The sequence below is a fragment of the Cupriavidus sp. TMH.W2 genome (genome assembly GCF_050847365.1).
Classification (GTDB): domain Bacteria; phylum Pseudomonadota; class Gammaproteobacteria; order Burkholderiales; family Burkholderiaceae; genus Cupriavidus.
This window is the reverse complement of the sequence record NZ_CP193793.1, coordinates 237,563-250,906: the sequence shown is the minus strand read 5'-3', so window position 1 is coordinate 250,906 and position 13,344 is coordinate 237,563. Positions and strand designations below refer to the sequence as shown.

General features: G+C 65.2%; 14 protein-coding genes. All 14 read right to left on the bottom strand.

The features are described from left to right. Window positions 1-28: 28 nt before the first annotated feature. Window positions 29-1,024 (bottom strand): ABC transporter substrate-binding protein, encoded by a 996-nt coding sequence (locus ACREYQ_RS18750; RefSeq protein ID WP_432261698.1) that lies wholly within the window; start codon window positions 1,022-1,024, stop codon window positions 29-31. Between the two features lie 29 nt (window positions 1,025-1,053). Continuing rightward, entirely contained in the window at window positions 1,054-2,016 is a 963-nt protein-coding gene (locus ACREYQ_RS18745; RefSeq protein WP_432261697.1) for a LysR family transcriptional regulator, read from the bottom strand. 692 nt (window positions 2,017-2,708) lie between these two features. Further along, entirely contained in the window at window positions 2,709-3,341 is a 633-nt protein-coding gene (gene cheZ / locus ACREYQ_RS18740) for a protein phosphatase CheZ (RefSeq protein WP_432261696.1), read from the bottom strand. 18 nt (window positions 3,342-3,359) lie between these two features. Continuing rightward, complete coding sequence (gene cheY / locus ACREYQ_RS18735; RefSeq protein WP_432261695.1) at window positions 3,360-3,746, bottom strand: chemotaxis response regulator CheY; 387 nt, start codon at window positions 3,744-3,746, stop codon at window positions 3,360-3,362. 87 nt (window positions 3,747-3,833) lie between these two features. Next, a complete protein-coding gene (locus ACREYQ_RS18730) occupies window positions 3,834-4,916 on the bottom strand; it encodes a protein-glutamate methylesterase/protein-glutamine glutaminase (protein WP_432261694.1) in 1,083 nt (360 codons plus the stop codon). 23 nt (window positions 4,917-4,939) lie between these two features. After that, window positions 4,940-5,590 carry a chemoreceptor glutamine deamidase CheD gene (gene cheD / locus ACREYQ_RS18725; protein WP_432261693.1) on the bottom strand — a complete coding sequence of 217 codons (651 nt, stop codon included), beginning with the start codon at window positions 5,588-5,590 and terminating at the stop codon, window positions 4,940-4,942. Beyond that, window positions 5,590-6,501 (bottom strand): CheR family methyltransferase, encoded by a 912-nt coding sequence (locus ACREYQ_RS18720; RefSeq protein ID WP_432261692.1) that lies wholly within the window; start codon window positions 6,499-6,501, stop codon window positions 5,590-5,592. The genes cheD and ACREYQ_RS18720 overlap by 1 nt, the downstream gene beginning before the upstream one ends. Window positions 6,502-6,523: 22 nt before the next feature. Next, entirely contained in the window at window positions 6,524-7,018 is a 495-nt protein-coding gene (locus tag ACREYQ_RS18715; RefSeq protein WP_432261691.1) for a chemotaxis protein CheW, read from the bottom strand. 42 nt (window positions 7,019-7,060) lie between these two features. Beyond that, window positions 7,061-9,091: a chemotaxis protein CheA gene (gene cheA, locus ACREYQ_RS18710; protein WP_432262589.1), complete on the bottom strand. Its 2,031-nt coding sequence runs from the start codon at window positions 9,089-9,091 to the stop codon at window positions 7,061-7,063. A 130-nt stretch (window positions 9,092-9,221) separates the two neighbouring features. Further along, a complete protein-coding gene (motB, locus tag ACREYQ_RS18705) occupies window positions 9,222-10,187 on the bottom strand; it encodes a flagellar motor protein MotB (protein WP_432261690.1) in 966 nt (321 codons plus the stop codon). Between the two features lie 25 nt (window positions 10,188-10,212). After that, window positions 10,213-11,076: a flagellar motor stator protein MotA gene (motA, locus tag ACREYQ_RS18700; RefSeq protein ID WP_432261689.1), complete on the bottom strand. Its 864-nt coding sequence runs from the start codon at window positions 11,074-11,076 to the stop codon at window positions 10,213-10,215. 119 nt (window positions 11,077-11,195) lie between these two features. After that, window positions 11,196-11,801 carry a flagellar transcriptional regulator FlhC gene (gene flhC / locus ACREYQ_RS18695; protein ID WP_078198980.1) on the bottom strand — a complete coding sequence of 202 codons (606 nt, stop codon included), beginning with the start codon at window positions 11,799-11,801 and terminating at the stop codon, window positions 11,196-11,198. Continuing rightward, window positions 11,798-12,115 (bottom strand): flagellar transcriptional regulator FlhD, encoded by a 318-nt coding sequence (gene flhD, locus ACREYQ_RS18690; RefSeq protein WP_010812713.1) that lies wholly within the window; start codon window positions 12,113-12,115, stop codon window positions 11,798-11,800. Before flhD ends, flhC begins: the two co-directional genes overlap by 4 nt. A 491-nt stretch (window positions 12,116-12,606) precedes the next feature. After that, window positions 12,607-13,341, bottom strand: a complete 735-nt coding sequence (locus ACREYQ_RS18685; RefSeq protein WP_432261688.1) for a DUF4088 family protein — start codon at window positions 13,339-13,341, stop codon at window positions 12,607-12,609. Between the last annotated feature and the right edge of the window lie 3 nt (window positions 13,342-13,344).

Sequence of the window (13,344 nt, the reverse complement as noted above, 5' to 3'; positions counted from 1 at the left end):
TCCGGGGAAGCATTCGATGGACGCATGGTCAGAGATAGGAGGTATCGATCCAGTCGCGCACGGCCGGAGACTTGTCGAACTGCTTGTGCGTGGCCAGGAGGTCGGACAGCTTCTGCAGGCCGGTGGCAAACTTCGACGACGGATCGAGCAGCGCCTTCTGCTGGCTCAGGTCGTACCAGCTCGCTTCCTTGATCGTCGCGACCTGGTCCGGCATGGACAGGCTGGTCAGCTCGGTGAGGAACCGCGCCGCCTCCTCGGGCTTGTCGCGCAGCATCACGGAGGCCTTGAAGTAGGCCTGCAGGAACTTGCGCACCGCGTCGGGATTCTTCTCGCCGAACGCGTGCCGCACCACCAGCACGTCGGGACCCGGCGTGACGCCGAACTGCTTGTGCAGGCTGAAGCTGGTGTCGTCGGCCAGCAGGCGGACATCCGGCAGCGAGCGGATCTTGCTGAAGTACGGCGTCCATGCCGCGGCCGCGTCCACCTGCCGGCCCTGCAGCGCGGCGGTCAGTTCGGGCGCGGGGACGTTGACGAGATTGACGTCGCGCTCCGGGTTAAGGCCCGCCCCGGCCAGCAGATCGAGCACCAGCAGGTGGGCGCTTGAGGCGAACGTCACGCCGATCTTCTTGCCCTTGAGGTCGCCTACGGACTTGACGTCGTTACGCACGAACAGGCCTTCGACCTTGCCGAAGTCTTCCGCCGCGCCGATCACGGACAGGTGCTTCGAGCCGCGCGCCATCAGCGCCAGTGCGGAGACGATGCCCGTGCCCGCGATATCGACGCCCCCGGCCAGCATGCCGCCGAGACGCGCCGACGAGGTCCCGAAGGACTGCCATTTCACGTCCAGGCCGTTGGCCGCGAACATGCCGCTCTTGATCGCCACGTAGGCGGGATAGTGCCCCAGCCATGCGGACCCGCCATAGTTGATGACCGTACTCTGTTGCGCGTGCGCAAGCCTGGTCAACTGTAACTCGAGGGCGGCCGAGGCCGCCGCCAGAAGGAAAGTCCGGCGTCGCAACTTCATGCTTGTCTCCTGCGTGGATCTGGTGGGTTTTAGTTGAGATGCAGCGTGGCGCCGACCTCGGGCAATAGTGCCCGGATCTCGGCAAAAACGGTGGTGTCCAGGACGCGGCGGCTGGTCTGGTAGAAATACTCGGCGGTCTCGGCGTACTCGCCGGCGCGCGAGATCTGGTACACGGTCCGCGTCAGGGCCGGCCCAGGAATTGGCAGTACCTGCACATCGCCAAGGTAGGCGCGGCTCTGCAGCAGCACCAGCGGCGACGTGATGGCCCAGCCGAGGTCGGCAGCGACCATGGCAAGCACCACATCCGATGAGTCGATTTCAAGGTGGCGCTTCGCCGAGATGCCGCAGCGCCGCAGGTACCGCTCGGTGAGCGCGCCATAGTGCGAGCGCGTGCTGAAGCGCACCAGCGGAAATTCGCGCGCAATGTCGTGCAGGTCGCTCTGGGCGAACTGGTCGCGCCGTCCGGCCGGCAGCACCATCAGGAACGGCTCCGTGAACAGCGGGCGCCGCACCAGCTTGTCCATGTCCTCCATCGGGTCGGAGGTGATGATGATGTCGAGCTGCCGTTGCAGCAGCGCCTGGGCGTGGCTGTATGCCAGCCCCGACCACAGCAGGACCTGATTGCCCTTCTTGATGGCGTCTTTGACGACGGCGGGACCCACCGTGGCGGCATACGAATCGATCATGCCGATGCGGACTTCAGGCCGGTTGGCGAGATCCGCTTCACGGACCTGCGCGAGCAGCCGGTCCATCTCGTCCACCACACTGTGCGCATTGCGGCGCAGGGCAATGCCGGTCGGTGTCAGCTTCATGGGCCGGCGACTTCTATCGAGCACCTTGGTACCAAGGATTTCCTCGATCTGCGCAATGGCCTGCGACACCGCCGACTGTGTCACGCCGAGCTTGATGGCGGCTTGTGAGACGCTTCCTTCCGCGGCCACTGCCTCGAATACGCGCAACGAGCGGACTTCGAGGCGCTGCAACTCGTTCACTGACTGTCTCCTCATGAATTTGAAGGAATCCTAATTTATGAGGGAAATATGGCCAATAAGAATGGATCTATATTAGAGCATCTAATATACGTGTTCAATTTAGCTGTTAAATGGCAGCTGACTCTGACCGCAACCTTCACACTCGCAGTGCACGAATCGGCCTAAATCGGACTTACAGTGCTTCTTGCCGTACATGGCAAGGAGGCGCAATAGCGTGGGACCGCCAGAGGGAAGCCACTGTTCCGACCCACAGTCGTCCGCGGTTTCCCCGTCTGCCCAGCAGCGGGAATGACTGATGTACCACCGAAGCGGCCAATTTGGTGGCGGCAGACCATTGGTCGGCTCTGGGGTCGTTCTGCGACCCTCAGTCCCCCCACAGATCGGCGATGAACGTCCTTTTCTCGAGAGAATAACCAGGACCGCTGGCGATAACCGGCCTCTGTTCTCCCATCTGGCGCCCACCAGCAAACGTGCCCGTGACAGCGAGCTTTCCTATGAGCGCTCACCTGTTATCGTTCTGGCCGGATCGCGCCTCGGAACCCCGACCTCGTCAACCAGTCGCCCGTCGGCGTCCGGCCAAAGGTGCGAGTATGGGGCGACTCTCAAAAACGAGCGCGGACAGCGGTCAGCAGGGACCGATCGCCCGCTTGCGCCAGGCCCCTACCGACGTTGCAAGAACTCCAAACGGGACGTCAGAACCCCAAACTCGCCAGCAGATCATCCACCTGCGCCTGGTCCGAGACCACATCCGGCTTGCCTTCCGGACTGATCTGCGGCCCGTTCATCAGCGTGGCGGACGGGGCCTCCACGCGCCGCTCTGACGGCACATTGTCGATCAGCACCTGCAGCAGCTCCTGCTCCAGCGCGCGGATCATGTCCATCATCTTCTTGATGACCTGGCCGGTCAGGTCCTGGAAGTCCTGCGCCATCATGATGTCGAGCAGGTGGCTGTTGGTGGCGCGGGCCTGGCCGGGCACCTCGGACAGGAAGGCGCGGGTATCGAGCACCAGCGAACGGGCGTCGGCCAGTTCCACCGGGGTCTCGAACCAGGCCTCCCAGCGCTTGTCCAGGGTTTCGGCCTGCTGTTCGATGTCGGACTGGATCGGCTGCGCCAGTTCGACCGCGTTCAGCGTGCGCTCGGCGGCCTGCTCGGTCATCGCGGCGATGTAGTTCAGCCGGTCGCGCGCATCGGGGATGGCCTGCGCGGCGCGCTCGATCTCCTTGTCCAGGCCAAGCTCGCGCATGTTGTCGCGCAGCATCCGGGTCAGGTTGCCGATGCGGATGATCAGTTGCTCGGCGGAATCGTTGCTCAGGGTCGGGGTCATGACAAACGCGCCTCCGCCTCAGCCGCCGAGCTTTTCGAAGATCTTGGTGATCTTCTCGTCCAGCGTCGCGGCCGTGAACGGCTTGACCACGTAGCCGTTGGCGCCGGCCTGGGCGGCCGCGATGATGTTCTCCTTCTTGGCCTCGGCGGTCACCATCAGCACCGGTACCTTGCCGATATTGGCGTCGGCGCGGATCGCCTGCAGCATCGACAGGCCGTCCATATTGGGCATGTTCCAGTCCGAGATCACGAAATGGAAGCTGCCGTCCTTTGCCTTCTCCAGGCCGGCGGCGCCGTCCTCGGCTTCCTCGACGTTGGCGAAACCCAGCTCCTTGAGCAGGTTGCGGATGATCCGGCGCATGGTCGGGAAATCATCCACGACCAGGATCTTGATGCTCTTGTCCACTTTGACGGCTCCAGTTAATGCAGTTATGGCTTGTTGCCAGGTCCAGCGCCGCGCGCAGGCATGTTCGCGCCGCTCGGCCCGATTTGTTTACACCCGCTGCGCGCGCGTGCCGTACGTGGCCAGCCGCGCCATCACGCGCTGGGTCATCGCCGGCAAGGGCACGACTTCATGCACGCCGCCGGCGGCAATCGCCTCCTTCGGCATGCCAAACACGATGCATGTGTGCTCGTCCTGGGCCAGGTTGTAGGCGCCGGCCTCGCGCATGCGCAGCATGCCGCGCGCGCCGTCGCGGCCCATGCCGGTCAGGATCACGCCGATCACGTTCTTGCCGCCATGCTGCGCGGCGGAATCGAACAGCACGTCGACCGACGGCCGGTGGCGGTTGACCGGCGCTTCCTGCGACAGGTGCGCCACATAGTTGGCGCCGCTGCGCGCCAGCAGCAGATGCGAGTCGCCCGGCGCGATATACGCGTGGCCCGGCAATACGCGCTCGCCGTGCACGGCCTCCTTGACGGTGATGCGGCACAGCCCGTCCAGCCGCTGCGCGAACGAACGCGTGAAGCCGGCCGGCATATGCTGCACGATCATCACCGCGGGGCTGTCGGGCGGCAGCGGCATCAGGAATTCCTTGATGGCCTCGGTGCCGCCGGTGGAGGCGCCCAGGATGATCAGCTTCTCGGTCGACAGCAGCGGGCTGCGCAGCATCGGCACGGGCGCGGTGCCGGTGGCCGACGGCGAGGCCGGCTGCGCCGCCGCGCGCACGCGGGCGCGCGACGCGGCGCGCAGCTTGTCGGCAATGGTGTCGGTGTACTCCAGCAGCCCGTCGCGGATGCCCAGCTTGGGCTTGGTGACAAAGTCCACCGCGCCCAGCTCCAGCGCGCGCATGGTGATCTCCGAGCCGCGCTCGGTCAGCGACGACACCATCAGCACCGGCATCGGCCGCAGCCGCATCAGCCGCTCCAGGAAGTCCAGGCCGTCCATGCGCGGCATTTCGACGTCCAGCGTCAGCACGTCCGGGTTCAGGCGCTTGATCAGGTCGCGCGCCACCAGCGGGTCCGGCGCGGTGCCCACCACTTCCATGTCGGGCTGGCTGTTGATGATCTCCGTCATCAGGCTGCGGATCAGCGCGGAGTCGTCCACGCAGAGCACCTTGATCTTGGCGGCAGTCATGATTGGTCGTGCTTGTAATGGGTTCAGGGAAGCTGGCGCGGGTAAGGCTGCCGCGCAAACAGTTCAGGCGTGCGCGCCGGCTCGCGTGCCGAAGTGGCAATGGCCCGCGCCAGCGCGCGTTCCTCGCGCGCCACCGAGACCTGGTCGTCCTGCCGCGTCAGGCGGCGCACCAGCGCCAGCCCGCCGACGGGGAAGTAGCTGACCCGGCGCGCATGCGGGCCGCGCAAGTCCTGCGCCGCGACGCGGACCTCTTCGGTCTTCAGGTAGCGCAGCACGAAATCCGCATTGCGGTCGCCGATATTCAGCGTGGTCATATTGGCCAGCACCGCGCCGCCGCCAAAGACCTTGGCCTCCAGCCGTTCGCGACGCGCGCCCATCTTCAGCAGCTCGTTGATCAGGACTTCCAGCGCATAGCTGCCGTAGCGCATCGACGCCGACAGCATGCGGTCGGCGTTGCCGTCGTCATCGGGCAGCATGAAATGGTTCATGCCGCCCACGCCGGCGGTCTCGTCGCGGATACAGGCGGCCACGCAAGAGCCCAGCACGGTGGTCAGCACCACATCCTCGCGGGTCACGTAATACTCGTTGGGCAGCAGCTTGATCGCCTGCTTGCCGAACTCGCGGTCGAAGTACGTGCGCGTGGCGAGGGCTTCGGGCAGATGGGGCGTGCGCATCACGGCCTTCCCGCTCTGGCCGCATCCGGCGCCAGTTCATAGACGGTCTGCCCGCGCAGCTGGAAGGCGCGCGTGACATAGGAGAAGTTCTCCGAATGGCCGGCGAACAGCAGCCCGTGCGGCTTGAGCAGCGGCACAAAGCGCTCCAGGATGCGTCCCTGGGTCGGCTTGTCGAAGTAGATCATCACGTTGCGGCAGAAGATGGCGTCGAACTGCTCGCGAATGCCCCAGTCGGGCGCAAGCAGGTTCAGCGGCTCGAACGCGATGGTGGCGGCCAGCTCCGGCTTGACCTTGACCGAGCCGGTGCGCGGCCCCGTGCCCTTCAGGAAAAATCGCTTGAGCCGCTCCGGCGACAGCCGCGCGGCCTGGTCGGCCGAATAGACGCCGCTGCGGGCCTTGGCCAGCACCTGGGTGTCGATATCGGTGGCCAGCACCGTGCCGGCGCGGTCGCCCAGTGCCTCGGCCAGCGTGATGGCGATCGAGTACGGCTCTTCGCCGGTGGAGGCGGCCGAACACCAGACGCTGTAGGGGCGCCCGGTCTTCTTTGCATGCTCGGCCAGCAGCGGGAAGTGGTGCGACTCGCGGAAGAACGAGGTCAGGTTGGTCGTCAGCGCGTTGGTGAAGAATTCCCACTCCGGCGACCGGTCATCCGCTTCCAGCAGCGCCAGGTATGAGGCAAAGTCCGACAGTTGCAGCGTGCGCAGCCGGCGCGCCAGCCGGCTGTACACCATCTCGCGCTTGTGGCTGCCCAGCGAAATCCCCGCGCGGCGGTGGATCAGCGCGCGGATCTTTTCGAAGTCGCGCTCGGTCAGCAGGAAGTCGCGTGCCTCGTCGCGCCGCAAGAGGGCGGCCGGCGCGGGAACCTGCCCGGCTTGACCGGGTACGCTGGCGGCAGTGCGGTACGGCGTCATGGGTTGCTTCAGCGATGCCAGGTCAGGCGTACTCGGCCTCGACCAGTGCCATCTCGGGGCTGGTCATCAGGCGCTCGATGTCGATCAGCACCAGCATGCGGCCGTCGATCGTGCCCAGGCCGGTCAGGTGCTCGGTCGAGATCGACACGCCGAACTCGGGCGCCGGCTTGATCGCATCCCCCGTCAGGGTCAGCACATCCGACACGCCATCCACCACGATGCCGACCACGCGGCCGGCCACGTTCAGGATGATGACCACGGTCTGGTGGTCGTAGCGCACGTTGCCCAGGCGGAACTTCAGGCGCAGGTCGACGATCGGCACGATCACGCCGCGCAGGTTGGTCACGCCCTTGATGAAATCCGGTGCGCTGGAAATGCGCGTCACGGTCTCGTAGCTGCGGATTTCCTGCACCTTGAGGATGTCGATGCCGTATTCCTCCGACCCCAGCGTGAAGACCAGGAACTCCTGGCCCGAAGCGTCGCTTCCGGGGGGATCGATGTGTCCGATGCCGGCCATGATGTCTAGTTCTCCTGTAAATGGACGATGGTTGTTGGCGGCTTACTGCGCCAGCGCCGGCTCCTGCCGGCGCACGCCGGTGCGCTGCAGCGCGCCGACATCGACGATCAGCGCCACACTGCCGTCGCCCAGGATAGTCGCCGCGGAAATGCACGGCACCTTGCGGTAGTTGGTCTCCAGGTTCTTCAGCACCACCTGGTGCTGGCCGATCAACTGGTCCACCAGCAGCGCGAAGCGCTTGCCTTCGGCCTGCAGGATCACGGCGATGCCCTGGGTGGGCTCCTGCAGCGCGCCAGCCACGTTAAACACGCGGTGCATTTCCAGCAGCGGCAGGTATTCGCCGCGCACATGCATGACGCGGTCCGAGTTGGCGGCGGTGTGGACATCCTCGGCCTTGGGCTGGAGCGACTCCATCACGCAGTTCAGCGGCAGGATGAAGGTCTCTTCACCCACCTTGACCGACATGCCGTCCAGGATCGCCAGCGTCAGCGGCAGCACGATGCGGATGGTGGTGCCCAGGCCCGGGCGCGAGCTGATCTCGACATGGCCGCCCATTTCCTGGATGTTGCGCTTGACCACGTCCATGCCCACGCCGCGGCCGGACACGTCGGTGATGACCTCGGCGGTGGAAAAGCCCGGCGCGAAGATCAGCTGCCAGACTTCCTCGTCGGTGATGGTCTCCGACACCGGCAGGCCGTTCTGGATGGCCTTGGCCAGGATGCGCTCGCGGTTCAGGCCGCCGCCGTCGTCGCTGACTTCAATGACGATGTTGCCGCCGTGGTGCTGCGCGGACAGGATCAGCTGGCCGGTCGCGTCCTTGCCGGCGGCCACGCGCTTGTCGGGGGTCTCGATGCCGTGGTCCAGACTGTTGCGCACCAGGTGCGTGAGCGGATCGATGATGCGTTCGATCAGGCTCTTGTCCAGCTCGGTGGCCTTGCCGAAGGTGACCAGGTCGATCTGCTTGCCGAGCTTGCTGGCCAGGTCGCGCACCAGGCGTGGGAAGCGCGAGAACACATAGTCCATCGGCATCATGCGGATCGACATCACCGCTTCCTGCAGGTCGCGCGCATTGCGCTCGAGCTGGCCCATGCCGGAGAACAGGCGGTCGAACAGCACCGGGTCCAGCGACGAGGCGGTCTGCGCCAGCATCGACTGCGTGATCACCAGCTCGCCCACCAGGTTGATGATCTGGTCAACCTTCTCCGTGGGCACGCGGATCGAGCCTTCGCCCTGCGCGTGCGCGGCGGCCGGCGCGGGCCTGGCCTTCTCGCGCGCGGCGGTGGGTGCGGCCGGTGCCGCCCCGGCAGCCGCGGCCACCGGGGCGGGCGCCGGCGCGGGAGCCTCGACCACCGCCGGTGCGGCGGCCGCTGTGTCGGCCGATGCTTCGGCCGCGGTTTCGATCGCGATCTGGTCCATGTCGATCACGAAGCAGCACACCGCGATGATGTCGTCGGCGCTGCATTGCGTGTTGAGCCACACCACCAGCTCGCCGTTCACCTCCTCTTGCCCGGTGATCTCGCCCAGGTTGGCCAGCTCTTCGCGCAGCAGCGCCTGGTCGGCGGCCGAGACCTTGATCAGGCGGATCTTCAGGCCGCCGCCCGCGGGCGCGGCTGCGGGGGCCGCGACAGGCGCGGGGGCCGGTGCCGCGGCGGGGGCGGGCGCCCCGGCATGGCCGGCGGCTTCCTGCGCCAGCTGCTGCAGCACGGCACAGATGCGCGCCAGCGTTTCCGGATCGGGTTCGGTGCCGTTGCGGTAGGCGTTGAGCTGATCTTGCAACACGTCCTTGGTTTCCAGAAAAGTGTCGATGATGGTCCTGGTCAACGCCAGTTCCTGCCGGCGCGTGCGGTCCAGCAGGTTCTCGAAAATATGGGTGGTCTCGGTCAGCGCCGCGAAGCCGAAGGTGGCGGCCCCGCCCTTGATCGAGTGCGCCGCCCGGAAGATCGCGTTCAGATGTTCGGGATCGGGCGACTCGACGTCCAGGCCGAGCAGCAGCTGCTCCATTTCGACGAGCAGCTCTTCCGCTTCCTCGAAGAAGGTCTGGTAAAACTGAGTGATATCGATATCGACAGACATGGCGTCCTGAGTCACTTGCGGTTGTTCCTGATGACGGCGCAACAATCACCGTCATTCCCGCGCAGGCGGGAATCCAGCGTCGTTAAAGCCACTGGGTTCCCGCCTGCGCGGGAACGACAAACATCGTGCTTCATGGTGACTTGTCTTTTGCGGGCGCCGCAGGCGCCGACGCCCCCGCCAGTCCTGCCTGCGTCTCCTGCGCGGCCTTGCCGGCCTGCGCCGCCACCGTGACCTCGGCGGCGCTGGCGTTCTCGGCCTCGAAGCGCGCCTGCGCCTTATGGTTGAGCACCACGATGCTGATGCGGCGGTTCACCGGTGCCAGCAGGTCTGCCTTGTCCAGCGGCATGGTCGCGGCCAGGCCCAGCACGCGCAGCACCTTGCCCTCCTGCATGCCGCCTGCGATCAGCTCGCGGCGCGAGGCGTTGGCACGGTCGGCGGACAGTTCCCAGTTGCTGTAGGTGCGCTCGCCGTTGGAATAGTTGGCCGCGTCGGTATGGCCCGACAGGCTGACCTTGTTGGGCAGCTCGTTCAGCACCGGGCCGATCTCGCGCAGGATGGTGCGCATATAGCTTTCGACCGCGGCGCTGCCGGTGCGGAACATCGGCCGGTTCTGGGTATCCAGGATCTGGATGCGCAGCCCTTCGCTGGTGATGTCCAGCAGCAGTTGCGGCCGGAACTGGCGCAACACCGGGTTGTTCTCGATAATCTGCTCGAGCCGCTGCTTGAGCGCGCGCAGGCGCTGTGCTTCCTGCTGTTCGTTGCTGCGCTGCTCGTCGCTGGGTTCATTGGTGCGCGCGCGCATGGTGTCGCCGTCCTTGCGCAGCGCCTCCTGGCCGCCGCCCGGGATCACGCTGGGGGTCTGGCTGCTCTTCTCGCCACCGACGATGGCGACCTTGAGCGGCATGCGGAAGTACTCGGCAATGCCTTCCAGCGTCTTCTTGTTGGCGCTGGACAGCAGCCACAGCACCAGGAACAGCGCCATCATCGCCGTCATGAAGTCGGCGTAGGCGATCTTCCAGCTGTGGTTGCCATGCGGCCTGGCTTGCGACTTCGCCCGGCGGACGATGATCGGACGCATATCGTGTGCGCTGCTCATGAGGGTGCCCCTTGCTGCTTGCGCCTTAGCTCAGGCTCTTGACTTCACGCACGTGGTCGTCGAGCTCAAGGAACGACGGGCGCACCGTGGAGAACAGCACCTTGCGGCCGAACTCAACCGCCACCAGCGGCGCATAGCCATTGAGCGAGGCCAGCAGCACGACCTTGATGCACTCGTAGACCTTGACGTTCTCTGACACCTGCAGCTCGATGCGCGCGGCCAGCGGCGAGATAAAGCCGTAGGCCAGCAAGATGCCCAGGAAGGTGCCGACCATGGCGTGCGCGATCAGCGCGCCAAGCTCAGCCGGCGGCAGGTCGGCCGAACCCAGCGCATGCACCACGCCCATCACCGCGGCGACGATGCCGAAGGCCGGCAGGCCATCGCCGACGCGCGACAGCGCATGAGCGGGGATCTCGGCTTCATGGCGGAAGGTCTCGATCTCGTGGTCCATCAGGGCCTCGATCTCGAACGCGTTCATGTTGCCGTTGACCATCATGCGCAGGTAGTCGGTGAGGAATTCCATCACCACCGGATCGGTCAGGATGCGCGGGTACTGGCTGAAGACGCTGCTGGCGGCGGGGTCCGCGATTTCCTTTTCCAGGAACAGGATGCCCTCGCGCCGTGCCTTGGACAGCAGCACATACAGCAGCGACATGACGTCCAGGTACAGCTCTTTCTTGTATTTGGAACTCTTGAACAGGCCCGGCAACGCGCGCGCGGTGGCCTTGATGGCCTTGCCGGTATTGGTGGCGATAAAGGCGCCGATGGCGGCGCCCGCGATGATCACCACTTCCGCAGGTTGATAAAGCGCGCCCATATGGCCGCCGGTCATGGCGTAACCGCCAAGCACCGCCGCTACCACGACGACATAGCCAAGAACTACTAGCACGATCGGATCCCCGTCTAAAAACGCGCGTCAGCCACGCTCATTTGCCCATTGCACGGGCGCACGGAGAGAATCCGTCCGCCAGCGCAGCAAGCTTGCCAGCCGGCGGACCTTGACCAGGATCAGGCGTTGGTCTGCACGGCGGCGGCGTCTTTCGAGAGCTTTTTCACCTTCCCTGCGCGTGACGGCGGACGGCACAGGCTGCACACAAAATTCGCGTGCGGCTCATACGCGTGCGTGACGAACTGTCCGCCGCAACACGTGCACCGGGACAGCTGCAGCATATTGCTCTCGAAGAACCGTACTAACGTCCAGGCCCGCGTGAAACTTAAGACAATTTCGCCGCCGAGCAGCGAAACATGCTCAAGGTACAGGCGGTAGGCAGCCACCACCGCGCGAATGCCCACAGTCTCGCCTTCCTGCACCATGAACTGGTAAGCAGAGAAGAACAGCGACGAGTGGATATTCGGCAGCCAGGTGGTGAACCAGTCCGTCGAGAAGGGGAGCATGCCCTTGGGGGGCGAGACGCCGCGCAGCTCCTTGTACAGGCGGATGAGCCGGTCACGCGACAGCGTGGTCTCGGCTTCAAGCACTTGCAGGCGCGCACCCAGTCCGATCAGCTCGATGGCGAGCTGGGTCTGGTTGGCGTCCTGGAGCACGCTCTTGCGGCTGGGAACGGAGGTGGCCGTGTAACTCCGGGCTGGCTCTGCCTGCAGGAGCGCGGTCAATTGAGCGACTCCACAGGCTGACGTGCAAGCAGGATCGCGGCGTGGATCTGCTGCATGTCATGACTTTTGGCCGTGTGGGTGAGAGTCGACAGAAGCGCGTGGTCGTCGAAGCGGAACCTGCACAGCACCATGTTGGATGCCGCCAGCTTGACGAGTTGCGCAGAAGTCAGCTTGGCAAGAATATCCGCAATTTCCTTGCTGACCCCGAGCCGGAACATGGCTTCGACCTGGTTTTCGCGCACCAGGCGTTGCGCTAGCAGCAGATAGGCGAGGTTAACCTCCCTGATCTCCTGGAGAACTTCACTGCTTTCCAATTTATCCCCGCTACCAAAAACCCACCGTGGCCGCTTGTCCGGCGCTTACCGTTGCCCTTGCGGGCCCGGCGACCAGATCGTTGCTGTGCGGCTGGGCGGGTACAACGTACGACTAAGGAACTACGCCCGTGTCAAACCGTTATCCGCTCCGTTACAAGTGTTACAGAGTGTAAGTAAGACTGTTACGTTTATATCGGCAATCGACCTGCAATGCCAATCCCTACTTACGCGGGGGGGAAGCAAATGTCGTATGAAACATACATGACGGTGCGCATTTTGTAACAATTCACATCCCTGACGTTTGATCTTGCTCGAGGCAGCTCAGCAAACGTCATTTGCATCCAACGCGCAGCGGCACCTTCGGTAGCCTGCTGATTTCCTCTATTGACGAGCGCCGGGCGCAGTGCTTCCGGCATGCGCCGTCCGTAATGTGCACGAAATCCGGCGAGCAAATCAGCGCGTGGTTCGGCGCTGCAGCGGTCCTGCGCGGCTCAATGACCGAACATCCGCCGCAGCCATGCCGCGAGCCGGGCGAACACGTCATCACGCGCTTCACGAAATAGTGCGGGACGGACGCGCTCCACTTGCTCCAGCACGCGCGACGCCTCTTCCGGCAGCACTGATCCGTACTCCAGCGCCAGCCCCAGCATGCCGCGCAACTCGCCCACGCGCGCGCGGCCGGTGGCTTCGTCGTCTTCGGTCTGCAGCGCGTACATCAGGTCATAGGCCCGCTGGCGCAGGCTTTCCGCCAGGCGCCATGCCGGCGTGCGCATGCGCTGTTCCAGCACGCGCATGTCTTCCGCCGATGCCGCCACCTGCGTGGCCAGGGCTTCGGTAAAGGCCGTGTCGGCGCCGCACTCGGCCAGCACCTGTGCAGCCCATTCGCGCGCATGCCCTAGGCGCTGCTCGGCGGTCCAGCCTGGCTGGACCGCCAGCCCGAAGCCAAAGCGCTGGGCATCGCGCATCAGCGCCGCCAGCGCATTGGGCAGCTGTTTGTCGAACACGCGGCGCGCCCAGCCATATTCGCCCCCGGACAGCAGCCGCGACACCGCGCGCTCAGTGAGCGGACCGTCGTGCTGCAGCAGCCGCGCGCGCAGGAAGTCATTGAACCCGGGCGGCAAAAACTCGCGGTCCAGGCCGGTCGAGACCCCGATGAACTGGTCGAATTCCTTGCGCAGCCTGGCCGCATCCTCTTGCGGCAGCGCCAGGGTGATGTCGGTCGTCATGGC

Excerpts from the sequence above, each read along its gene's own strand:
- ACREYQ_RS18750 (WP_432261698.1), bottom strand. The coding sequence starts at position 1,024 with ATGAAGTTGCGACGCCGGACTTTCCTTCTGGCGGCGGCCTCGGCCGCC.
- cheZ (WP_432261696.1), bottom strand. The coding sequence starts at position 3,341 with ATGACCCCGACCCTGAGCAACGATTCCGCCGAGCAACTGATCATCCGC.
- ACREYQ_RS18730 (WP_432261694.1), bottom strand. The coding sequence starts at position 4,916 with ATGACTGCCGCCAAGATCAAGGTGCTCTGCGTGGACGACTCCGCGCTG.
- cheD (WP_432261693.1), bottom strand. The coding sequence starts at position 5,590 with ATGCGCACGCCCCATCTGCCCGAAGCCCTCGCCACGCGCACGTACTTC.
- ACREYQ_RS18720 (WP_432261692.1), bottom strand. The coding sequence starts at position 6,501 with ATGACGCCGTACCGCACTGCCGCCAGCGTACCCGGTCAAGCCGGGCAG.
- ACREYQ_RS18715 (WP_432261691.1), bottom strand. The coding sequence starts at position 7,018 with ATGGCCGGCATCGGACACATCGATCCCCCCGGAAGCGACGCTTCGGGC.
- cheA (WP_432262589.1), bottom strand. The coding sequence starts at position 9,091 with ATGTCTGTCGATATCGATATCACTCAGTTTTACCAGACCTTCTTCGAG.
- motB (WP_432261690.1), bottom strand. The coding sequence starts at position 10,187 with ATGAGCAGCGCACACGATATGCGTCCGATCATCGTCCGCCGGGCGAAG.
- ACREYQ_RS18685 (WP_432261688.1), bottom strand. The coding sequence starts at position 13,341 with ATGACGACCGACATCACCCTGGCGCTGCCGCAAGAGGATGCGGCCAGG.